This is a genomic window from Mesorhizobium mediterraneum (assembly GCF_002284565.1).
In the GTDB taxonomy this organism is placed as follows: domain Bacteria; phylum Pseudomonadota; class Alphaproteobacteria; order Rhizobiales; family Rhizobiaceae; genus Mesorhizobium; species Mesorhizobium mediterraneum.
Genome location: NZ_NPKI01000048.1, coordinates 12,722 through 34,002, shown reverse-complemented (window position 1 = coordinate 34,002; position 21,281 = coordinate 12,722). Strand labels below are relative to the sequence as shown.

General features: G+C 63.5%; 17 protein-coding genes and 2 pseudogenes. 8 read left to right on the top strand and 11 right to left on the bottom strand.

The window, feature by feature from the left end:
* Positions 1 to 196 precede the first annotated feature (196 nt).
* From CIT25_RS33280 to CIT25_RS33265, 4 genes are all read right to left on the bottom strand, one after another.
* Positions 197 to 1,927, bottom strand: coding sequence for a Na/Pi cotransporter family protein (locus tag CIT25_RS33280; RefSeq protein WP_095489349.1), 1,731 nt, complete (start codon positions 1,925 to 1,927; stop codon positions 197 to 199).
* A gap of 84 nt (positions 1,928 to 2,011) precedes the next feature.
* On the bottom strand, positions 2,012 to 3,055 hold the full coding sequence (gene pstS, locus CIT25_RS33275; protein WP_245330112.1) for a phosphate ABC transporter substrate-binding protein PstS: 1,044 nt from the start codon (positions 3,053 to 3,055) through the stop codon (positions 2,012 to 2,014).
* A gap of 484 nt (positions 3,056 to 3,539) precedes the next feature.
* Positions 3,540 to 4,283, bottom strand: coding sequence for a 2OG-Fe(II) oxygenase (locus CIT25_RS33270; protein ID WP_095489356.1), 744 nt, complete (start codon positions 4,281 to 4,283; stop codon positions 3,540 to 3,542).
* 115 nt (positions 4,284 to 4,398) lie between these two features.
* Complete coding sequence (locus CIT25_RS33265) at positions 4,399 to 5,292, bottom strand: DMT family transporter (protein WP_095489348.1); 894 nt, start codon at positions 5,290 to 5,292, stop codon at positions 4,399 to 4,401.
* 170 nt (positions 5,293 to 5,462) lie between these two features.
* Between CIT25_RS33265 and CIT25_RS33260 the strand changes: the two are divergent.
* A pseudogene (locus tag CIT25_RS33260) lies at positions 5,463 to 6,861 on the top strand (NfeD family protein).
* Positions 6,858 to 7,631 (top strand): slipin family protein, encoded by a 774-nt coding sequence (locus CIT25_RS33255; protein ID WP_095489347.1) that lies wholly within the window; start codon positions 6,858 to 6,860, stop codon positions 7,629 to 7,631. The pseudogene CIT25_RS33260 and the gene CIT25_RS33255 overlap by 4 nt, the downstream one beginning before the upstream one ends.
* 164 nt (positions 7,632 to 7,795) lie before the next feature.
* On the opposite strand, the gene CIT25_RS33250 is transcribed toward CIT25_RS33255, so the two are convergent.
* Positions 7,796 to 8,731, bottom strand: a complete 936-nt coding sequence (locus CIT25_RS33250) for a LysR family transcriptional regulator (protein ID WP_095489355.1) — start codon at positions 8,729 to 8,731, stop codon at positions 7,796 to 7,798.
* 103 nt (positions 8,732 to 8,834) lie between these two features.
* On the opposite strand from CIT25_RS33250, the gene CIT25_RS33245 reads away from it, so the two are divergent.
* On the top strand, positions 8,835 to 9,845 hold the full coding sequence (locus CIT25_RS33245; protein ID WP_095489346.1) for a zinc-dependent alcohol dehydrogenase family protein: 1,011 nt from the start codon (positions 8,835 to 8,837) through the stop codon (positions 9,843 to 9,845).
* A 73-nt stretch (positions 9,846 to 9,918) separates the two neighbouring features.
* Here the strand turns inward: CIT25_RS33245 and CIT25_RS33240 are convergent, their stop codons facing one another.
* Genes CIT25_RS33240 through CIT25_RS33230 form a run of 3 tightly spaced genes read right to left on the bottom strand, consistent with a single transcriptional unit; the run spans position 9,919 to position 13,720 of the window.
* Positions 9,919 to 12,240 (bottom strand): xanthine dehydrogenase family protein molybdopterin-binding subunit, encoded by a 2,322-nt coding sequence (locus CIT25_RS33240; protein WP_095489345.1) that lies wholly within the window; start codon positions 12,238 to 12,240, stop codon positions 9,919 to 9,921.
* Positions 12,237 to 13,220 (bottom strand): FAD binding domain-containing protein, encoded by a 984-nt coding sequence (locus CIT25_RS33235; protein WP_095489344.1) that lies wholly within the window; start codon positions 13,218 to 13,220, stop codon positions 12,237 to 12,239. Before CIT25_RS33235 ends, CIT25_RS33240 begins: the two co-directional genes overlap by 4 nt.
* On the bottom strand, positions 13,217 to 13,720 hold the full coding sequence (locus CIT25_RS33230; protein WP_095489343.1) for a (2Fe-2S)-binding protein: 504 nt from the start codon (positions 13,718 to 13,720) through the stop codon (positions 13,217 to 13,219). The genes CIT25_RS33235 and CIT25_RS33230 overlap by 4 nt, the downstream gene beginning before the upstream one ends.
* 381 nt (positions 13,721 to 14,101) lie before the next feature.
* Between CIT25_RS33230 and CIT25_RS33225 the strand changes: the two genes are divergently transcribed.
* Complete coding sequence (locus CIT25_RS33225) at positions 14,102 to 14,734, top strand: TetR/AcrR family transcriptional regulator (protein ID WP_095489354.1); 633 nt, start codon at positions 14,102 to 14,104, stop codon at positions 14,732 to 14,734.
* Between the two features lie 70 nt (positions 14,735 to 14,804).
* On the opposite strand, the gene CIT25_RS33220 is transcribed toward CIT25_RS33225, so the two are convergent.
* Positions 14,805 to 15,710 carry an alpha/beta hydrolase gene (locus tag CIT25_RS33220; RefSeq protein WP_095489342.1) on the bottom strand — a complete coding sequence of 302 codons (906 nt, stop codon included), beginning with the start codon at positions 15,708 to 15,710 and terminating at the stop codon, positions 14,805 to 14,807.
* 537 nt (positions 15,711 to 16,247) lie between these two features.
* Between CIT25_RS33220 and CIT25_RS37895 the strand changes: the two genes are divergently transcribed.
* Complete coding sequence (locus CIT25_RS37895; protein ID WP_095489341.1) at positions 16,248 to 16,547, top strand: hypothetical protein; 300 nt, start codon at positions 16,248 to 16,250, stop codon at positions 16,545 to 16,547.
* 95 nt (positions 16,548 to 16,642) lie between these two features.
* Here CIT25_RS37895 and CIT25_RS38645 read toward each other — a convergent pair.
* A pseudogene (locus tag CIT25_RS38645) lies at positions 16,643 to 16,942 on the bottom strand (DUF4334 domain-containing protein); the annotation flags it as partial.
* Between the two features lie 80 nt (positions 16,943 to 17,022).
* Here CIT25_RS38645 and CIT25_RS33210 point away from each other — a divergent pair.
* From CIT25_RS33210 to CIT25_RS33200, 3 genes are all read left to right on the top strand, one after another.
* Complete coding sequence (locus CIT25_RS33210; protein ID WP_095489340.1) at positions 17,023 to 17,805, top strand: SDR family NAD(P)-dependent oxidoreductase; 783 nt, start codon at positions 17,023 to 17,025, stop codon at positions 17,803 to 17,805.
* A 234-nt stretch (positions 17,806 to 18,039) separates the two neighbouring features.
* Positions 18,040 to 18,975 (top strand): hypothetical protein, encoded by a 936-nt coding sequence (locus CIT25_RS33205; RefSeq protein ID WP_095489339.1) that lies wholly within the window; start codon positions 18,040 to 18,042, stop codon positions 18,973 to 18,975.
* Positions 18,976 to 19,031: 56 nt separating this feature from the next.
* Positions 19,032 to 19,529, top strand: a complete 498-nt coding sequence (locus tag CIT25_RS33200; protein ID WP_095489338.1) for a DinB family protein — start codon at positions 19,032 to 19,034, stop codon at positions 19,527 to 19,529.
* A gap of 202 nt (positions 19,530 to 19,731) precedes the next feature.
* On the opposite strand, the gene CIT25_RS33195 is transcribed toward CIT25_RS33200, so the two are convergent.
* Positions 19,732 to 21,255: a serine hydrolase gene (locus CIT25_RS33195; protein ID WP_245330114.1), complete on the bottom strand. Its 1,524-nt coding sequence runs from the start codon at positions 21,253 to 21,255 to the stop codon at positions 19,732 to 19,734.
* Between the last annotated feature and the right edge of the window lie 26 nt (positions 21,256 to 21,281).

The following is a 21,281-nucleotide window of genomic DNA, read 5'->3' as shown; positions in this document are numbered from 1 at the left end:
TCACCGTTCGGCTTCTGTGCAAAGGTCTCCTTGTGGGAGAAGGTGGCCGAGCGAAGCTCGGTCGGATGAGGGGTGTTCCAGCTTGGCACCAACAGCGATCCGTCCAACACCCCTCTTCCGTCTTGGCGCTACGCGCCAATCCACCTTCTCCCACAAGGGGAGAAGGTAAAGGGCAGCCCCGCCCGGCCTTGACCCTCTACTCGGCCGGAACCGGGCTGAGGCCGGTGTCGCCCATCGACTGCGGCCTGGCCTCCTTGCGTGCCGAGGCACGGGCGAGCACGCTTTGCCGGTTGACGGATTTGCGCTCGGCATCGATGCGGTGGATCAGGATTTCCGCGCGCTCGATCGACCCGAGCAGGGCCAGGATCGTGCCGCGTTCGGCGGCGCCCGCATTTGGTCCGAGCGCCAGCGTGCGGGCACGCAGTTCCTCGACTTCCGGCAGATTGACATGGCCGGCCGGCATCTGTGGGTTGGAGATGCCGTAAGTCGGCAAGATCTCCCGCAGCGAAACATCGAGCTTGCTCAACGCGACGTCGACGATGGTCTGCGCCGGGCCGCTGAACTTCTCGCGCCTAACGCGGCGCGCCACCTGATGCATCGATTCCGTCAGGGCGGCCGTGAAGTCGGCTTCCTCGATCAGGCTGGCGATCAGGTCGAGCTGGTCGTAGGGCAGATCCTCCTTCATCAGCTCGGCGGTGTAGGCACGGATATCGCGGCTGAGGATGTCGGTAGCGAGATAGTGCTCGCCCGGATCCGGCGGCGCCTTCTTGGACGAGCGGGCGATGTCGAGGAACATGGCGCCGGCCTGGAGGTGACGGGCCGTCTCCTGCTGAACGGCGGGAATTGCCTTGGCAAAATCGCCGGCCAGCTTGCGGTCGAGGAATCTAGGCGTCGAGAAATCCTCCGCGTCATCGGCATCCGTGTGGCCGACACGCGACAGAACCCGCTCGAACACACCGATGAACGGGAACAGCAACAATGTATTGAAGATGTTGAAGAAGGTCGAATAGAGGCCGACCGCGACCGGCACCAGGGGAAAGGTCTCCTTGCCGTCGACGATCACCGGGATGGCGGGATCGCCGCCGAAGAACTGCATGGCCCATTCCAGGACCTGCATGGAGACGAAGAACAGCGGGATGGTGATGCACACGCCGATGATGTTGAACGAGATGTGCGCGTAAGCGGTCCGCTTGGCGTTCTTCGAAAGATTGAGCGAAGCCATCCACGAGGTGATCGTGGTGCCGAGATCGGCGCCGAGCGAGAAGGCGACGGCCGTCGTCCAGTCGAGAATGCCGGCGGCGCCAAGGCCCATCACAATGCCGATCGTCGCCGAGGACGAATGGATCATGGCGGTCACGCCGGCGGCGATGAACACGCATTTGAGAAGGTTGACATAGGAGTCGGCCGTCAGCGTTTGCAGCAGCGCCATGACTTCGGGCAGGTTGCGAAGCGGGCGCAGGCCGCCTGTCATCAGGTTGAGGCCATAGAAGATCAGCGCGAAGCCCATGCAGGCGAGCGCAATGTTCTTGACCTTTTCGCTTTTGGCGAAGCAGTAGACCAGCGAGAACACGCCGGCCAGGATCAATCCAAGCGGGCCGAGCGGCAGGGCGATGAGCCCGTTGCCGAGCGTGGTGCCGATATTGGCGCCCATGATCACGCTGATCGCCGGCCTCAAGGCGATGACGCCGGCATTGACCAGGCCGACGACCATGACGCTCATCGCCGTCGACGACTGGATGACGCCGGTGATCAGCGTTCCTGCCAGCACGCCCTTGATCGGCGTTCCGGCGGCCTTGGCGAGAAAGGCGCGCATCCGGTTGACCGAAAGCGCCTGGATGCCGTTTGCCATGAAGTCGAGGCCGAGCATGAAGATGCCCAACCCCCCGATCACCGGCACGAGGATGTCCTTGAAGATATCTATGTCCATGTCACGCAGTCCCCAACAAGCCGTTACCACGGCGCGATATGACGTTCAGTTCAGGTGCTGCGCGAGGCAGCCTGGCTCTTCAGCTCAGTTTCCGACGGGCGCTTGCCTCGCCCAGTATTGTTCGACCTGGTCGACGAGCGCCTTCGGCAGCGGCACATAGCCGAGCGCGGTGGCGTCGCCGGCGCCCTGCGCGAAGGCGAGCCGGAAAAGGTCGTGCACCCGGCGATAGCGATGTTCCGAACGGCCCGAGACCTGAACGACCGCGAACACAGCCGTGCTGATCGGATAGGCGGCATCTCCGTCTCGATCGGTCAGCGAAGCGAAGAAATCGGTCGTTTGCGCCCAGTCGATGGACGTCGCAGCAGCCTGCACGCCGTCGGGCTCCGGCTTGACGAACTTGCCGGATTTGTTCTCGATCAGCGCGTAGGAAAGGCTGGCGCGCTGCGCCTGGCCGGATTCGGCATAGGCGATCGCCCCCTTCGTGTCATGCACGGCTCGAATGAGGTTCTGCGTGCCTTCGGCATCGGCGCCGAGCGGCCACGAGATCAGTGTGTTGGCGCCGTATTTGCTCTTCCACTCGTCGCTGACCGCCGACAGATACTCCGTGAACACAAATGTCGAGCCGGACCCATCCTTACGGTGAAGAACGCTGATCCTAAGATCGGGCAGCGTCAGATCCGGATTCGCCGCCTTGATCGCGGGATCGGACCATGACTGGATCTTGCCGAGATAGATGTCGGCCAGAAGCGGCCCCGTCAGGCGAAGGCTTCCCGGGCCAATGCCGTCGAGATTGACGACGACGGCGATGGCGCCCATCACCATCGGAAACTGCTGGCGGCCGGTTTTCCTGAGCTCGGCGGCGTTGATCGGTGCATCCGTCGCCGCAAAGTCCATGTCCGGCTGATCGAGACGCAGGACGCCGGCGAGCGAGCCGACGATTTCATAGTCGACCTTCCAATCGGGCGAGATATAGTCGCCGCCATCGGCGCGGGCGCTCTCGTAGGCGGCTGCCCATTTGCCGATGATCGGGGCGGCCAGCGTCGATCCAGCGCCGCGAATAGGCTCAGCCTGCGCAGCGGCCCCGATCATCAAGGCAACAGCCAGCGTGATGGCGCCACTTGATCCCATTATCTTCGCCCATTTGCGCCGAAGTGACGCAAAGCTTGCTGGAAACATCATGGCGATCCCCGACTATACTGCGCAAATAAAAATCTACTTTTCAGTCTTGGCAGATATCAACAGTCGTCCGCCCGGCGAACACACACCGGCCGAGAGACAACATTGCTCATCGTATGAACCTTGGTTAACAATTGGATGACAGAGATCTTGTGGGGCGAATCTTTTTTATTCGGACTTTCCGCGATCACTTGACCCGCCCGTTCCTCGGACTCCTATGAAGAATTTGGGTCCGAAGGACTGGGCTCCAACGTTGCGCCTCGCGCTCACCCTTCTCCCCCTTGTGGGAGAAGGTGTCGCCGAAGGCGACGGATGAGGGGTGTTCCAGCTTGGCAACGACGGCGCTCCGTCCAACACCCCTCAACCGTCTTGGCGCTGCGCGCCAATCCACCTTCTCCCACAAGGGGAGAAGGGGAGAAGGAAGTCTACGCAGCCCTCACTTCGCGTCGTGGAAGATGATGCCGACGGTATGGCGCATGCCGGAGCGAAGCCTACTGACGCCGTGCCTGAGATTGACGCGGTAGCTGCCTTTGCTGCCCTGGACCGGACGATTGTGCACCGCGAAGGCGACCGCATCGCCCTGGTGCAACGGCACCACCTCGGCCCGGCTCTGCATGCGCGGGCGCTGTTCGGTCAGCTCGAACTCGCCGCCGGTGAAGTCCTTGCCGGGTTCGGACAGCAGGATCGCCACCTGCAGCGGGAAGGCAAGATCGCCGTAGAGATCCTGATGCAGGCAGTTGAAGTCGCCGGTACCATATTGCAGCAGAAGCGGCGTCGGCCGTGTCTGGCCCTGGTCATGGCATTGCTTGAGGAACGCGGCATGCTCGTCCGGATAGCGCTGGGCGATGCTCATGCGCTGGTTCCAGTCGTTGGCGACCGCGGCGAGGCGCGGATAGAGCGCGGTGCGCAAGCCGCCGATCAGATCGGGCAAGGGATAGCGGAAATAGCGGTACTCGCCCTTGCCGAAGCCGTGCCGCGCCATATGGACATGGCTGCGGAAATGGCTCTCGTCCGGGTAAAGCCCGGCGACCTCCCGGCATTCTTGCGGCGTCAGCAGCTTTTCCATCACCGCGCAGCCATAGCCGCTCATCTCCCCGGCCAACGCCTGCCAATCATATGCGGCGACGCGCGTCTCCGCCGATCGGACCGCTGCCCTCGAACCTATCGAATGAATGGTCATGGCTTTGCCTCCTCTGGCTTCGTCCTGCCCATCAGATGGGTGAAACAGCGCGAGCAAACCACCCGTTTCCTGCCAATGGGGTTGCGCATAGTTCGGTGTGTCGCGTCTCACAATCTCAAGCATCGGTGGCGCCGTTTTCGGGCGCTGGCCTGATCGCTCCGCCCCCCGAAGTAGCGAGGTAGAGGGCGGCGGCCAGCATGATCGTTGCCCCAAGCATGCCGGCGAACGATGTCCGCTCGCCCAGGAAAAGTGCCGCGCCCAGGGCGCCGAACACGCTTTCGGCGCTGACGATTACCGCCGCGTGGCTGGCCGAGGTGAAACGCTGGGCAATCGTCTGGATGCCGAAGCAGACGGCTGTAGAGAATACGCCGAGCACAAGCAGTTGCGGCCAGGCATCGAACGCATTGGCAGGCGACAGATTGCCATGGAAGAAGCCGAGCGGCAGGCTGATCACCGCCGCGCCAAGGAACTGCGCCGCCATGGCGGTGAACGGGCGTCCATAGGTCTGCGCATGACGACCGAGCTCGACCATCCAGAGCGCGTAGCAGCCCGCCGACAGCATGATCGCCACATCGCCCTGGTTGAAGCTGGCGATGCCGCCGGACAAGAGCAGCGCGCCGACCAGCGTCAGGCCGGCGGCGAGGCCGACGGCCGCTGTCAGCCGCTCGCCGATCAGCAGCCACGCCGCGAAGGGCGTCATCACAGTCGCCGTGCTGACCAGAAAGCTGGCATTCGTCACCGACGTGCCGAGATAGCCGATCTGCTGCAGGACGATCGCGATTGCAAACAGCACGCTGACCCTTGCCAAGCTCGCGCGATAGAGGCCGCCTGGCGGTCGCCGGGGTTCGGTGGCGATCAGCGGCAGCACCAGGATCCAGCCGATCAGGCAGCGCATGCCGACCGCGCTCAACGGGTCGAGATGGTCCAGAATGGTCTTCTGCGGAACATTGCCGAGACCCCACAGTGCCGCGGCGAACAGAAGCAGAAGATTGGCATGCAGCTTCGACATCGGTCTTCCCCTCGCTTTGGACGTCGAGGGAAGGCTGGCTGAACCCCGCTTACGGATCGCCTACGCGTTGGAAATCGGACGGGGCGTTGCCCTGGATCAGCTTAACCCGCCGCGAAGTGTCATGGATTTCGGCAAAATCCAGCCCATATCCTTGATATGGAGCTTTGAGCGTGAAACTCGCGCGTGTAGCCCTGATTGCCGCGGCTTTTGTAGCCGCTGTGTTCGTTTGTTTTTCTTCCGCAACCGGAGAGGCGAACGGCCAGGAGAGGATTGCGCTGCGCGTCGAGATAGACGGCGCCATCGGTCCGGCGAGCGCCATGCAGCTCGAGGAAGCGCTGGCGGTAGCCGCGCAGCGGAACGCCGAGGTTCTCATCCTGCAGATGAACACGCCCGGCGGGTTGGTCACCAGCATGCGCGAGATCATCGCCGATATGCTCGCCTCGCCGGTTCCCGTCATCGGCTATGTCGCGCCCGCCGGCGGTCATGCGGCGAGCGCCGGAACCTACATCCTCTACGCAACCCATGTGGCGGCGATGGCGCCCGGCACCAATCTGGGTGCGGCAACGCCGATCGAGATGGGCGGACCGCTGCCATCCTTTCCCGGTGGCGACGACAAGAACAATGGCCCAGGAGCCGGCAAAGACCAGAAGAACCCGCCAGCGGGCGATGCGATGATCGCCAAGGCGACGAACGACGCGGTTGCGTTGATCCGCAGCCTGGCTGAACTGCGCGGACGCAATGCCGAATGGGGTGAAAAGGCCGTGCGCGAGGCGGCCAGCCTGTCGGCCAACGCGGCGCTGCAGGAGCATGTCGTCGACTTCGTCCCCCCGCGACACCACCGAGCTGCTTCAGCTGGCTGACGGCCGCACGGTGGAAATGGCCGGCAGGAAAGAGGTGCTGGCGACGAAAGGGCTGCCGGTTGAAACGCTGGAGCCCGGCTGGCTCATCCGGCTTCTCGCTGTCATCACCGACCCGAACATCGCCGTGATCCTGATGCTGATCGGCGTTTATGGCCTCGTCTTCGAGTTCACGAGCCCGGGCGCGGTCGCGCCCGGCGTGATTGGCACGATCTGCCTTCTGCTCGGACTCTATGCGCTCAATCTCCTGCCGATCAGCTATGCCGGCCTTGCCTTGATGCTGCTTGGCATCATCTTCCTCGTCCTCGAGGCCTTCAACCCCACAGTGGTGCTTGGGCTCGGAGGCGTGGCTGCCTTTCTGCTGGGCGCTGCCATGCTGCTCAGGATCGAGGGGCCCGGCTTCGAGATGTCGTGGGCCGTCATCGGCACCGCCGCCGCCCTGACGCTCGGCCTGGCGCTGTTGACCGGCAGCTATCTGTGGGCGGCCCGCAAGAACGCTCCGCGTGTTGGCGCACAGGCCATGCAAGGGCTGCCGGCCAAGGTCCTCGACTGGGAGGGCAGCGAGGGTCACGTGCTCGCCCGGGGCGAGCGCTGGCGGGCGAAGGCCGACGAACCCTTTGCAGTCGGCGACAGCGTCGAGGTGGCTAATGTCAGGGGTCTCGTGCTGACGATACGGCGCCGCAATGCGGGAAGCGATGGAGCAAGGCAATGATCATCGGTTATGTGGCCTATCTGGTAGCAGCGCTCGTCGTGCTCATGTTCCTGTCCGCGGCCATTCGCATCTTGAGGGAATATCAGCGCGGCGTGGTCTTCACGCTCGGCCGTTTCACCGGGGTCAAGGGGCCCGGCCTGATCATCCTCATCCCCTTCGTGCAGCAGATGGTGCGGGTCGATTTGCGGGTGGTGGTTCAGGATGTTCCGCCGCAGGACGTGATCTCGCGCGACAACGTCTCGGTGAAGGTCAACGCGGTGCTGTATTTTCGTATCGTCGACGCCGAGCGGGCGGTGATCCAGGTCGAGGACTTCATGGCCGCGACCAACCAGTTGGCGCAGACCACATTGCGCTCGGTGCTCGGCAAGCATGAGCTCGATGAAATGCTGGCCGAGCGTGACAAGCTCAACAGCGACATCCAGGAGATCCTCGATCAGCGAACCGATGCCTGGGGCATCAAGGTCTCCGATGTCGAGATCAAGCATGTCGACCTCAACGAGAATATGGTCCGCGCCATCGCCAAGCAGGCCGAGGCCGAACGGCTGCGGCGTGCCAAAGTGATCAATGCCGACGGCGAACAGCAGGCGGCGGCAAAACTCGTCGAGGCCGGCAAGATGCTGTCCGAGGCACCGCAGGCCATGCAGCTGCGCTATTTCGAGGCGCTCCACGACATCGCCGGCGAGCGCTCGTCGACGGTCGTGTTTCCGGTGCCGATGGATCTGCTCGGTCAGTTCCTGAAACAGCAGGGCGGTGGAGGCGGAGGCGGCTGAGCGCGTAATCTCCCCCCTCGAGGGGGAGATGGCCGCGAAGCGGCCAGAGGGGGGTCGTCTCACATAGATCGCCAACGCCTTCCTCTACGGAGACGGCGCTGACGCTCCACGCGCGGCGACCCCCTCTGTCGCCTTCGGCGACATCTCCCCCTCAAGGGGGGAGATTAGCACCCTCTCCGCCACGGCGGCTCTGGCGCAAAGCGCTTGCCGATCCAGTCGGCGAAGGCGCGCGTCTTGGCCGCTTGCCCCTTGGCTGAAGGCATCACGATATAGACCGCGCCCTCGTCGGCGAGCGTCCAGTCCTCCAGAACAGGCACCAGCCGTCCGTCGGCGAGTTCGCGTCCGACCAGCCAATCCGTGCTCATCATCAGCCCGACGCCCTGCACGGCGGCTTCGACCAGCACCTCGGCATCGTCGGTGACCAGCGGCCCGGAAACCTCGATACGGACGCGACGGCCCGTGCTGTCGGTCATCTCCCAGGCGGGAAAGGTCTGGAATCCGGTGAAACCCAGGCAAGCATGCTCGACAAGCGCCTGCGGCGTGGCCGGCGTGCCCGCGCGAGCAAGGTAGGACGGTGCGGCGCACAGCAGCCGGCGCCGCGTCGCCACCTTGCGTGCCACCAGGCGCGAATCCTCCAGCGCGCCGAGACGGACGGCGACATCGAAATTCTCGGCGACGAGGTCGACGAAACGGTTGGAGAACTCGGCCTCGATGCGAACGTCTGGAAATTCGGCGAGAAATTCTGGCAGCAGCGGGCCGATCCACATGCGCCCGAACGATCCGGGCAGCGCCAGCCGCAACACGCCGCGCGGCCCGCCGCCGGCATGCGCCGACGCAGCCGCCTCGGCTTCGTCGACCGCGGCCAGGATGGCGCGGACGCGGACGAGGAACTCGGCTCCGGCCTCGGTCAGCGATACGCTGCGCGTCGTCCGGTGCAGCAACCGCACGCCGAGCCGCTCTTCCAGCGACGCGAGGCGCCGCGACAGGATCGTCGCATCGCGCCCCACCCGCGCCGCCGCTTTGGTGAAGGAGCGTGCCTCGGCGATCGCCGCAAAGGCGGCCATTTCGGCGAGTGCTGCCGGTTCACTGGATTGCTGCATCATACGCAGGACTCAAATGCAAAAGCCAAGGATTATGCAGGAATAGCGCAGCAGCTAGTTTCACTCAATCCCCATCAACCGGGCCATCGAACGGAGTGAGACCATGAAAGCCATCGAACTGACTGCACCCCGACTGGACGCCTTTCGCGCGGCAACCGTTGCCACACCTGAGCCGCAGCGCGGCGAAGTGCTGATCCGCCTGCGCGCCGCGAGCCTCAATTTCGTCGATGTCGCGGTGGCGAGCGGCAATTATCCTGGTCCGAGCTTTCCGCTCATTCCGGTCGTCGACGGCGCCGGCGAGATCGTTGGCATCGGCGAAGGCGTGTCGAGGCTCGCCGTTAACGACCGCGTCATCGCTCATGCAAAACCGCGCTGGATCGGCGGCCGTCCGCGCCCCTACGAGACGACCGAGATGCGCGGCGTGACGCTGCCCGGATCGCTCGCCGAATATGTCGCGCTGCCGGCCAATGCGGTGGTGCCGGTGCCGGCGCATCTGTCCTTCGAAGCGGCGGCGACGCTGCCGATCGCCGGGACCACCGCGTGGAACGCGATCCGCGCCGCCGATGTCGGGCCGGGGTCGGTCGTCGTCCTGCTCGGCACTGGCGGTGTCTCGATCCTGACCCTGCAGCTTGCCAAGGCGGCCGGCGCCACCGTCGTCATCACCTCGTCGTCGGACGACAAGCTGGAGCGCGCCAAGGCACTCGGCGCCGATCATCTGATCAACTACCGCACGACGCCGGACTGGGACGCCAAAGTGCTCGAATTGACCGACGGCATCGGCGCCGACCTGATCGTCGAGACCGGCGGATCGGCCACCTTCGCCCGCTCGATCAACGCCGCCGCTTCGGGCGGCACGGTGTTCACCATCGGCTTCGTCACCGGCACCGAGGCCACCGCAAACCTGCTGCCGATCATCGTCAAGGCGCTCAAGGTGGTGGGCAACAATACCGGTTCGGTATCCGACCTGCGCGACGCCGCCCGCGCCATCGCCGCTGCCCGTATCGAGCCGGTCATCGACACGGTGTACAGCCAGGACCAGGCAGCCGAAGCCTACGCACACATGGCGGCCGGCGGCCGGCATTTCGGCAAGCTTGCCTTCACACTGTCGTGGTGAGTCTGGACAGGGCGCCGTAGTTGAAGCTGCCAATCTCCCCACGACGGGGAGATCGACAACTTCACGGCCTCCGCTAAATCAGCTTCTCCAGCGTGATCGGCAGATCCCGCACCCGCTTGCCGGTGGCGTGGAACACCGCGTTGGCGATCGCCGGCGCCACGCCGACGATGCCCAGTTCGCCAACGCCCTTGCCACCGAGCAGCGAGGAATGCAGGTCGGGGATGCCGACCGAGATCACCTCGATGTCGGGGATGTCGGCATTGGTCGCGATGAGATAGTCGGCCAGATTGTTGTTGACGATGCGGCCATGGCGGCGGTCCACGATGCCTTCTTCCAGCAACGCCTGGCCGATGCCCATGATGATGCCGCCCTTCCATTGGCTTTCGGCGAGCTTGGGATTGTAGAGCCGGCCCGAATCCAGCGCCGACACCACACGCGACACGCGGACCGTGCCAAAGTCCTCGTCGACGCGCACCTCGATGAAATGCGCGCACCAGCTGTGGCGGGAATAGTCGCCCTCGGTATGCGGCAGCGCCATCGTTATGGTCGTATTGTTCTTGTAGCGATCCTCCGCCGTCCAAGTGGCCGGCGTGGTATCGCCCATCGCCTCGATCTGCTCGCGTCCGACGCTGCCGAGCAGCTCGGCGATCGAGACATCCGGACCGTCGCCGCGCGGTGACCTTATGCGGCCCTCACTGACGACCAGCGTGTTGGCCTGCAGCGCATGGAACGGCGAATTGGGATCGCTGATCGCCAGCCCGACCAGCTCATCGAGCGCGGCAGTCGCCGCCTTGTGCACGGCGCCGGTCATCACGCCGGCAAGCCGCGACCCGCCGGTGACGCCGGCGCGGGCGTAGCGGGAGTCACCCAGCTTCACCACGACGTTCTCAGCCGGCACGCCCACCACTTCGGCGGCAGTCTGCGCCAGGATCGTATAGGTGCCCTGCCCCATGTCGATGCTCGAGCTTTCGACCTCGACCGAGCCGTCGGTGAGGATGCGCACCATCGCCTCGCCATAGGCGCGCCGCACCGGATAGGTGCCGGCGGCAACGCCCCAGCCGATCAGCTGATTGCCGTCGCGCATCGAGCGCGGCTCGCGTGGACGCTTCGACCAGCCGAAGGCTGCCGCGCCAACCGCGAAGGCCTCCCGCAACTGCCGCGTCGACCACGGCTTCTTCACCTCCGGATCCTGCTCGGCATAGTTCCTGAGCCGGATTTCCAGCGGATCGATGCCGACCTCATAGGCGAGCTCGTCGATCGCGCTTTCGATGCCGAAGGCGCTCGGGTTCTCGCCCGGCGCACGCAACGCACCCGGCACCACGGTGTTCACCCGCACGACATTCTGCCGCGACGAGAAATTCGGCGTCGCATACATGATCGAAGTGACCGAGCCGAGCGGCTCGACCCACATGCCGTCGACCGAAGTCTCGTTGACGCCGCGATGCACGATCGACTGGATCCGTCCCTCTGCGTCGGCACCGAGCGCCACCGTCTGGCGCGTTGCCGCCCGTCCGCCATAGGCGGTGAAGGTCTGCGGCCTGGTGACCGCGAGCTTCACCGGCCGTCCCAGCATTTTCGCGGCCATCGCCGCCACCGCGCCGTAGCCGTAGGCGAACGCCTTGGAGCCGAAGCCACCGCCGATATAGGGCGAGACCAGGCGCACATTCTCGAACGGCACGCCGAACCATTCGGCATAGGTCCGCGCCATGCCGTCGAGCCATTGGCTGGGCTCCCACACCGTCAGCCGGTCGCCTTGCCAATGCGCGATCAGGCCATGCGGCTCCATCGGCGCCTGGTATTCGCGCGGCGTGTTGTAGGCGGCGCAGATGCGCACCGGAGCGGCGGTGAAAGCCGCTTGTGCATCGCCCCATTCCTTGGTCATCGTGTCGACCGGAATGCCGTCGCCGGCCTTTGGATCGTCGAGATCAACGATGGCCGGCGTCTCGTCATAGCTGACCTTGACCAGCGCCGCGGCCGCGACCGCCTGCTCGAAACTCTCGGCAACCACCGCCGCGACATGCTGGCCGCTGAAGGTGATGTCGCGCGCCAGCGGGCAATAGGGAACATCCGGCGGCGGCGTGCCCAGCCAGTCCGTCGCGGTGTTGAGGCGCAACACATTGTCCGGCGTCAGCACCAGAAGCACGCCGGGTGCGCTTTCAGCGGCGGCGGTGTCGATCGACCGCACCTTGCCGGCGGCAATCGTGCTCTCGACGAGAACGGCGTGGCTGAGCCCTTCGAGCTGCTGCTCGACCGCGTATTTTGCGGCACCGGTGATCTTGGCCGGGCCATCGACGCGCGACAGCCGCCCGCCCACTGCCTCTGCAAAGATGGCGCCGTCCGATGCGTCGCCCCTCTTCGATTCACTTTGTCGGGTTCTGATCTCGTGAACGGTCATGCCGTTTCTCCAACTTTAAGGATGGCGCGGGCGACGACGCGCGGCGCCAGTTCGATCTTGTAATGGTTGGCGCCGTGGTCGACGGCGCCCTCGATGGCGAGCAGGCTGGCTTGCTTGACGATATCAGCCTCCAGCAACTTGCCTTTCAGCGCCTCTTCCACGGCGCGTGCCCGCCACGGCTTGGTGGCGACACCGCCAAGCGCCACACGCAGGTCACGGATCGTCCTTCCGTCAGCCTCGAACTCGATGCCGACGGCGGCACTTGCGGCGGCAAACTCATAAGATTGCCGGTCGCGGACTTTCAGATAGGTCGAACGTCCCGCAGCGGCGGAAGCAGGAATGCTGATCGCGGTGATCACCTCGCCTGGCTCGATCGCATGCTCTCTGTGGGGCGTAGCGCCCGGCAGGAGAAAAAAGTCGTCGGCCGCGACCTGGCGGTCGCCGAGATGGACTGTTGCGTCGAAGGCGACCAGCGCCGTCGCCAGATCGCCCGGATAGGTGGCGATGCAGGCCTCGCTGGTGCCGAGCACGGCATGGCCGCGGGTGACGCCGCCGATCGCCGAGCAGCCGCTGCCGGGCGTGCGCTTGTTGCAGGCGGGAAAATTCGCCGGATCGCGGAAATACGGGCAACGCGTGCGCTGCATCAGATTGCCGCCGATGGTTGCCATATTGCGGAGCTGCGCCGAGGCCGCCTGCCACAGCGCTTCCGAGACGGCGGGGAACCGGCTTTTTATCTCGGCATGGTCGGCGACGCTGCTCATCCTGGCCAGCGCGCCGATGGTGACGCCCCGGTCATCGACCGTGATCGTATCCAGTCCCTTGAGATGGCTGATGTCGACCACGGTTTCGGGTTCGGTGACGCCGCATTTGGCGAGATCGATGAGGGTGGTGCCGCCGGCGAGCAGCATGGCGCCGGGCAGCGCCGCCGCCTGGCATGCCGCATCGACGGAATTGGCGCGCAGATACGAAAAATCCCTCATGACGCGGTCTCCATGGATGACGCAACCTCCAGTGCCGCCTGGCGCACGGCGGCGACGATGTGCGGATAGGCGCCGCAGCGACAGAGATTGCCGGCCATGTATTCGCGGATCTCGTCATCCGAGCCGGCATGGCCTTCGCGGATGCAGGCGACCGCCGACATGATCTGTCCCGGCGTGCAGTAGCCGCACTGGAAGGCGTCCTGTTCGAGGAAGGCGGCCTGGACCGCGTGCAGCGTGCCGTCGCCGTCAGCAAGCCCTTCGATTGATGTGACCGCCCTGCCCTGGGCCTGGGCGGCAAGCGTCAGGCAGGCCAGCACGCGCTGGCCGTCGATATGCACGGTGCAGGCGCCGCACTGGCCCTGGTCGCAGCCTTTTTTGGTCCCGGTCAAGCCGAGATGATCGCGCAAGGCGTCGAGCAGCGTGACGCGCGGCTCGACCTCCAGTTCATGGCGATGTCCGTTGATTTGAAGTTGGATGGGAATTCGGGTTTTGCTTGTCATGGGGCGTCTGGCTCCAGTTGCTTGACGCGGTGCGGCAAGGGCACCAAGGGACGGCGAGGCGGTGGTGAGGGCTAATCTCCCCCCTTGAGGGGGAGATGGCCGGCAGGCCAGAGGGGGTCGTCTCGCGTAATGCGCCAACCTCCAACGTGAGAAGGGAGGAGGCCGCGCCCGGTCGAACCGACCCCCTCTGTCGCCTTCGGCGACATCTCCCCCTCAAGGGGGGAGATCACGCTCTCGCCGGCTTGCAGGCTTTCAACACGTGACATACGCGTTCCCCTGATTATATGATAAAGGTGCTCCACTAAAACGGAGGCGCCTCCGTTTATTACGTGGGGGCTGAACCCGTCGGGTTCAAGCCCCGTATTTGCAGTGGAGAAAAAATTGGCTTCACAGCCGCCCGCAACCGCCAAAGACAAGCCCGACGCGACAGCGGCAAAACCGTTGCGCGCCGATGCGCAGCGCAACCGCGACGCGCTGGTCGAGGTCGCGGCAGTGGCCTTTGCCGCACATGGCGTCGATGCCTCGCTGGAAGAGATCGCGCGCCAGGCCGGCGTCGGCATCGGCACGCTCTACCGGCACTTTCCGACGCGCGAGCATCTGGTCGAGGTGGTCTACCGGCGCGAGGTAGAAAGCCTGTGCCACGCCGCCGACGAGCTTGCCCTTCACCATCCGCCTGATATCGCGCTCGAACAATGGATGCAGCGCTTCGTCGACTACATCGCCACCAAGCGCGGCCTGGCGACCAGCCTGCGCATCCTGCTCAACACCAATTCAACCCTGTTCTCGGACATGTCCGGCCGGGTGTCACTCGCCTTGCGCCAGCTGATCGAAGCGGCGGTGGCCGACGGCTCGATCCGCGGCGACGTCGAAGCTTCCGACGTGCTGCACGCGCTGGGCGGCATCTATTCGGCGCCCGACACCGACGACTGGCGCGACCGCTCGCGTCGGCTGGTATCGCTGCTGATGGATGGGCTGAGGTTTGGGGCGGGCAGGTCGGCGAAGGATAGCGGGTGAAGGCTGGGCCGCCGAAAGCGCGGCGCTGGGACGAAGTCCGCTTTGCGCCGGCAGCTGCCCCACCCAAGGGTTATAGATAGTCGCGGACAAACATGCCCGCGCTCTGAAGAGCGCGCCTACCGGCACTCAACCCCGCATTCCAAACCGGCCAAGCGTGAATCATATGCGGCCAAATTTCGAGACGTGCTTTGACGTCAGCCGCGCCGGCGGCTTCCGCGAGCCGAGTTGCGTCCGACAACAGCGTCTCGGCCGAACCGACTTGTATCAGCATTGGTGGAAATCCGCTCAGATCGGCGAACAACGGCGAGATCAGGGGATCGCGCCGACCAACGCCATAGGGAACATAGGCGGTTGCCAGTTCCTCCAAATACGCCCGGTGGATGATAGGGTCGATCGCGTCCTTAGTTGATAGTGTCGCGCCGGACATCGAAAGGTCCGTCCAGGGCGAAACCAGCCAAAGACATCGCGGCAGCCGCTCCCCTGCCGCGCGCAATATACCGGCCAAGCACAGGGTGAGGTTGCCGCCCGCACTGTCTCCGCCAACCACGATGCGATCCGGCGCGATGCCTTGCCGGCTCAGAAAGCGCCATGCGGTGAGCGCGTCTTCATGTTGCGCAGGGAAAGGATGTTCCGGTGCGCGTCGATAATCGATCGCGAGGGTGCGCATTCCCATTGCTCGACCTGCCTCGGTCACCATTCGACGATGACTTTTGAGAGAACCGGAGCAGTAGCCACCACCGTGGAAAAAGAGCAGAACCTTATCCCTGTCGCTCTCAGGCGCGAGGGACCACTCTCCCTCGAGGCCATCGAAAACCGCATCCTCGCACCGGATGTCGTCCGCAATCGGCCACACCGAACCAACCTCGTCGAGCCGTGCCCGGCGTTCGTCCCAGCTCACCGGTCGTGGCTTTGACGTCAACAAACTGCGGACGGCGTTGATCTCCGTCAGATCGAGGTGTTCGTCCACATCGCTCATTTTGCTTCCCTAGCCTCATCAAGCGTAGAAACCGGCGGACGGCAGCAGCCACACGTCATCCATAAAGCGCCAAAGCCAGCGCTGGGAATTTTTCGTTACAATTGAATACACGGGACGACAGGTCGCCCGTAAACCCGCTCGTCGTCTTTTAGCACTGACCCACCTTTTAGCACTGCCCCCCGCACATGGTCGAATATCTCCATCTGATATTTGGCCGCTTCGGGCACAAAGCTGTCCTTCAAGATGAAAGATAGTACTCGGGCGGCGCGCGACAGGCTGGTGTTCGAAAGCGACGCCTAAGGGCGTCTAATCGAAACGCCAGCCTGTCGCCTTGCGCGGACGGCCGGTGCGGTTCGCCGAAGACATCATCGGCTCGAGGCTTGGATCGTCGATATTGCCGAAATCGGGCAAGCCATACTTGCACGCCCGGGGATGTGCAGGTGCTGCCCCCTTAGTCAATCTCATTCCAAGCTGCCCTTCACACAGCCTGGATAGGCTCTATCTGCATCTGGAGTCCAAATACTGGAGGACAGCACAATGAAGCACGTTCTCGCATTTGCACTCTTCGTCGGCGCCGGATCGCTGTTTGCCACGGCAGCCTATGCCGAACCGCCGGACCATGCCCGCAACGATGACGCATCGCTCCATCCCGGTCATCAAGGGCACCTGTCGAGCGGCCGCGAATACCCAGGAAGACCTGCCACTGAGTTCCACGAGAGCCTAGAGGCGGAAGGAGAGCCGAGCTTTCCGACCGGTCCGGGTGGGTGGGCCGAGCAACAGAGCGACGGCGCTAACGCCCAGCGTGGCAGCGCCGACGCAACGGCCGAGGGCAGGTAAACACAGGTCCTGACGGGTAAATCGCAGCAACGCCCGGTGCATGCACCGGGCATGATCCCGATAGCGGGAGAGCAGGAAGAAAATGACTGCGGCATGGACCGCAGGTCCATGAGGCCTAAACGGTGCTGATCGTTGATCGTGCGAAGATGATCGATGACCGGCTGACAGTCGTGCATGAGAGCCGCGCGCTTGCCGCGCCGAGATGACATCCTCAAGCTCGCCTGAATGCGGCTGCTGCCCTTATTCGATGCCTCTTGGCGTTTCGGTCTAAGAGACTGAGATCCGCCTTCCAGCTGACTTCCCGCGCCGATTAATAGGTCAATCGGAAAGAGCGCCGAGCGCCATTGCCCGACGTTGGCAGTCAGCGTCGCGGGTGTCGCGATCCGCCGCGTCACTCGCAAGACCTTCCTGCGGCAGTGCCAATGGCTTTCCCAGACTGCAAAGGTATAGTGCTCGAAACTGGCGGGGTGGTGTGATGTCGACCATACTTGTGACTGGGGCAACAGGTGGGATCGGGCAAGCAATCTGCGAGCGCCTTGCGGCCAGTGGCACTCGGCTGATGCTAGCGGCCCGTAATCAGGTGCGACTTGAGTCGCTGGTTTCGAGCCTGCCTGCACCAGCCGACGGTTCGCATGAGGCCATACCGGTTGATATGGCATCCGATGCCGCATTGGTCGAGTTCGATCGACACCTCGCCACCTCCGCCCTGAAGCTTGATGGGGTGGTTCTTATGCCGCCCCAACCGCATTCGTCCGCTGACCCTATGCCCGAGCCAGAGGTCTGGCGAACACTGTTTCAGACAAGCTTCATTGGGCCGTTGTCCCTGTTGAAGTCGGCTATCGGTCGGATGGAACCGGCCCCCGAAGCAGGCCGTCGCTGCAAGGTTGTGATCATTTCCGGCATTTCTTCGGCTCAGGTTCTTAGCCACTATGCAACCGCCAACGTCATCCGCACCGCTTGGCTTGGAGAAGCGAAGACGCTTGCCTTTGCGCTGGGCGAAAGAGGTATTCATGTGAACACTCTTTCACTCGGCGGCACGCTGTCGCCCTGGTATCGGGATGCGATTGGCAGGCGTGCGCTAGATGCCGGCGTGACCTTTGAACAAAGGATTGCGGTCGAGACCGACAATATCCCACTCAAAAAGTATGGGACGCCGTCTGAAGTTGCCGTCGTCGTCGAGGGCCTATTGTCGCCCCTCACTGATCACATGACAGGTTTGAACATTCTACACGATGGTGGCTTCACTCGGGCGTATTGAGGACGCCCTCAACGCGACTGCGGGCTGACCTTCCATCTTGTCCGTGGTTGCCTGATCTGCCGTTCATTTGTCGTGCAACGTTCCCCTTTCACCGATTGCTGACGTTGAGCGCAGCGGAGCTGAAGGTCGTTTTGGGGTCATTTTCCGGATGTTGACGCCCCTGTGAACATGTAGGTGTTGAGGCCGAATGGTATTAGTCTGCGCGGTCTGGGGCTTCAGGGACGCGGCAAAGGGATGGATTTCAACTCAGGCCAAGGCTATTTCCTCATCGGCGGCCTCATCCTGGTCGGAGCCGGGCTCCTGATCCTTTCGCTGATCGTGAATGTTCGTGTGGCGCACAATGTGCGCCACGACATACGCCATCGTGAAAAGCTGTTGGAATATTATCGCAACATCTTTTCCCAACTCGGCGTCATCCTGATCGGCATTGGCGTTTCCCTGTTCATCTTCTTTTTTCAGCAGAATTATCAGGACCAGCGCAAACGCGAAACGGAACTCCAGCTGGTTCTCGCCAAACTGGCCGCGCGCGTTGCTCGCGGCGCCGCCGTGGTCGAATACCTCGGCGAATTCGATGCACTGCTGGACGATGGCGGGCCCTACGTCAGCCCGGAACTCGGTGGAACGAACACCGCGATCAGCGCACACGGGGCGGAACTAGGCAAGCAGGTCGCCAGTATCTTTTTGGTTGAGCGCGACGTTGAGGTTCAAGCGTTCGAGATCCTGAATTTGTCGCGCGATTTCGAAGCATCGTTCGTCGTCAACGAACTTGATCCCTCGCTGTGGTTCAACATCGTCCGGGATGAGAGCGAGATCAAATATGCCACCACGCAGCTCGCCCTCGACTACAAGGACCTGCAGGATGCGATCGGTGGAGAGTCAATCGAGGCTGCGATCGCAAATCCTGAAAAGCAGCGAAAGATCAAGCAGGAGGTGCTCGACATCTTTTATGATGCCGACCTCTTGCGCCAGCGCAGCAGGAGACTTCTCGGCCGTGCGTGCTGGCTTTTCAGCGAGGGGCGGAACTTCGTCAACCTTGGACCGGTCAACGAGATCGAAGCCGATGCCAAGTCGCACCAGGAGTGGATCGACCGGTCGAAACCCTTCCTGACGCAGTTGAAATCGGGAAGCGGCGATTGCTTCAAATTGCTCCAGTTCGGCCCGGCGTCCTGAGTTGAGACCAGCGGTCATTCTCCACCGAAAATCGATAACCATTGGAGCCCGAGAAAATGATCTCATCCGGATACTGCCGACTCATGGCCCGTTACAACACTTGGCAAAATACCTCTTTGGTAACTGCCGCTGATGGGCTCACGAATGTGGATCGCTGGAAGGATCGAGGTGCGTTCTTCCAATCAATCGCAGCTACGTTGAACCATTTTTATTGGGCCGATGCCCTGATTCTACAGCGAATAAAGGGGAACGAGCGCCCAGAGGAAACCGTCAAGCACTCCCTCACAAGCCCATCGGATTGGGATGACTTCAAGACGCTCCGTTTGCAACGGAACGAGGAAATCGAAGAGTGGGCAGCACGATTGCTCGACGCGGACCTCAACGGGATGGTTGTTTGGTATCCTGGGGGAGGTTCAACGCGGATCGAGAAGCCAAAGGCTCTCTGTGTTGTTGAACTCTTCAACCATCAGACCCACCACCGGGGTCAGGTCCACGCGATGTTAACAGCAGCGGGTGCAGAACCAGAGCCAACTGACCTTTCGATGCTGGCATAGCTTGTCCGCTATGGGCTGATTGCGGGCGAGTGCTTTGTCGCGAAACTCCCGATTAAAACGACAGTTCTGCACCCGACTTCTGCGACAGATATGATCCATGACGACGGCCACCTGCAAGGTCAGCTTTCAGAGCCGTCACTTCCTGACATGAACGGCCGAGATGGGATCGAACTCGGTCGTTCAGATTGATCGGGTTTTGACCCTAATCTCCCACGCGCCGCAGTGTGCCGAGATGATTGTCGTCGAGAAACTCTATGGTCATGGCCGACGCCTTGCCGTCGGGGCCGACGACAAAGCCTACGCCGGCGGGCCTGTCCGGCGTCTCGGCGTCCGGGAAGCTCAGGAACAGGTCGCCGTCGAAATGCTTCAATGAATAGGACCGCGCGCCGGCTGGCCCGACCTTGAGCACAAGAGCGTCTCCCGCACTGGATACGACCGCATCGCCGATGAAGTCGTTGGAGTAACGGCCTGCATAGGCGCTGGCCGGTCCGGCTGGCCTTGCCGGAGACGGTGGCGCGGCATAGGTGGCCTTGGCCGCCGCGACCGCCGGGCCGAACAGGCTCGCATAGGTGTCATCCCATGCCTTGACCCAATCCTTCTCGATCGTTCCGTCAAAGGCGAGATCGGCGAAGCTGTCGGACAGCCCTTCCGGCACCCCTGTCGAAAAGGCGTTGGCGACAATCACGATGCCAAGCTTCTCCTCCGGGAAGAGCGTCACCAAGGTGCGTGCGCCAACGCTGAAGGCGCCGGCATGGCCCCAGCTCAGGCCATGCCGGCCGAATTCGATATTCCAGCCGAGGCCGTAGAAGGACGTGCCGCCTGAGACGGGATTCTTGCCGCGCGCCATCAGGGGAATATGCGTCTGGTCCAGCGCGTCGGCTTTAATGAGGGTCTCGCCGGCATAGACCCCATTGCCGAGCACGAGGCGCACCCATTGCGAGAGATCGCGTGCCGTGGAGCTGACGCCGCCCGCGGGCGCCTGCGCATCCGGGTCGCGCTTTACCTTCGCGGCCCAGACGCCGTCGATCTTGACGTGGAGCGCGGCGCGATTGGCGTGCTTGATGAAGTCCGCATGACGGGAGCTGGTCGAGGTCATTCCAAGCGGACGGTAGAGCTTCTCCTCGGCGATCTCCTCCCAAGGCTTGCCCGTCGGCCTGGCAGCAGCGACGGCACCCTCGGTCAGGCCGAAATTGCTGTAGGAGTAGCCGGCACGAAAGCTCGACGATGGCGAGACGAACCGCAGACGGCGCAGGATCTCCGCGCGGTCGTAGCCAATGTCCTCGAGGTCGTCGCCAGCGGTGCCGGGAAGTCCGCTGCGGTGGGCGAACAGGTCGCGGACCGTGAGCTCACTGGTCGGATAGGGTTCGGCGAGCCGGAAGGCCGGATCGAGGTCGGCGATCTTCGCATCCCAGGAAACGATTTCCCCGCTGACCAGTGCCGCAACGATAGTGGCGGAGACCGGCTTGGACAGGGAGGCGATCTGGAACACCGTGTCGGCATCGACGACCTCCGGTTTGCCGGCCTCGCGATGCCCAAACCCCTTGAGGAAGACCACTTTGTCGTCATGGACGACCCCGATGGCGAGACCAGGCACCCCACCATCCGCGACGACGCCTTCGGCGAGCGCCTCGAGCTTCGACAGGGCTGCCGCGATCCGGTCCGGCGTAATGGTGTCGGCCGACGCCGCATGCGGCGAAAGCATCATGACGGCGATGAAGGCCCACATCCCCCAACGGCGGAGAGTCCGATCCG

What these genes read in the sequence shown, in the direction of transcription:
- CIT25_RS33205 (WP_095489339.1), top strand. Translation starts at nt 18,040, where the DNA reads ATGGATTTCAACTCAGGCCAAGGCTATTTCCTCATCGGCGGCCTCATC.
- CIT25_RS33220 (WP_095489342.1), bottom strand. Translation starts at nt 15,710, where the DNA reads ATGAGCGATGTGGACGAACACCTCGATCTGACGGAGATCAACGCCGTC.
- CIT25_RS33270 (WP_095489356.1), bottom strand. Translation starts at nt 4,283, where the DNA reads ATGACCATTCATTCGATAGGTTCGAGGGCAGCGGTCCGATCGGCGGAG.
- CIT25_RS33280 (WP_095489349.1), bottom strand. Translation starts at nt 1,927, where the DNA reads ATGGACATAGATATCTTCAAGGACATCCTCGTGCCGGTGATCGGGGGG.
- CIT25_RS33250 (WP_095489355.1), bottom strand. Translation starts at nt 8,731, where the DNA reads ATGCAGCAATCCAGTGAACCGGCAGCACTCGCCGAAATGGCCGCCTTT.
- CIT25_RS33230 (WP_095489343.1), bottom strand. Translation starts at nt 13,720, where the DNA reads ATGACAAGCAAAACCCGAATTCCCATCCAACTTCAAATCAACGGACAT.
- CIT25_RS33195 (WP_245330114.1), bottom strand. Translation starts at nt 21,255, where the DNA reads ATGTGGGCCTTCATCGCCGTCATGATGCTTTCGCCGCATGCGGCGTCG.
- CIT25_RS33240 (WP_095489345.1), bottom strand. Translation starts at nt 12,240, where the DNA reads ATGACCGTTCACGAGATCAGAACCCGACAAAGTGAATCGAAGAGGGGC.
- CIT25_RS33200 (WP_095489338.1), top strand. Translation starts at nt 19,032, where the DNA reads ATGATCTCATCCGGATACTGCCGACTCATGGCCCGTTACAACACTTGG.
- CIT25_RS37895 (WP_095489341.1), top strand. Translation starts at nt 16,248, where the DNA reads ATGAAGCACGTTCTCGCATTTGCACTCTTCGTCGGCGCCGGATCGCTG.
- CIT25_RS33255 (WP_095489347.1), top strand. Translation starts at nt 6,858, where the DNA reads ATGATCATCGGTTATGTGGCCTATCTGGTAGCAGCGCTCGTCGTGCTC.
- CIT25_RS33265 (WP_095489348.1), bottom strand. Translation starts at nt 5,292, where the DNA reads ATGTCGAAGCTGCATGCCAATCTTCTGCTTCTGTTCGCCGCGGCACTG.
- CIT25_RS33245 (WP_095489346.1), top strand. Translation starts at nt 8,835, where the DNA reads ATGAAAGCCATCGAACTGACTGCACCCCGACTGGACGCCTTTCGCGCG.
- CIT25_RS33235 (WP_095489344.1), bottom strand. Translation starts at nt 13,220, where the DNA reads ATGAGGGATTTTTCGTATCTGCGCGCCAATTCCGTCGATGCGGCATGC.
- CIT25_RS33210 (WP_095489340.1), top strand. Translation starts at nt 17,023, where the DNA reads ATGTCGACCATACTTGTGACTGGGGCAACAGGTGGGATCGGGCAAGCA.
- pstS (WP_245330112.1), bottom strand. Translation starts at nt 3,055, where the DNA reads ATGGGATCAAGTGGCGCCATCACGCTGGCTGTTGCCTTGATGATCGGG.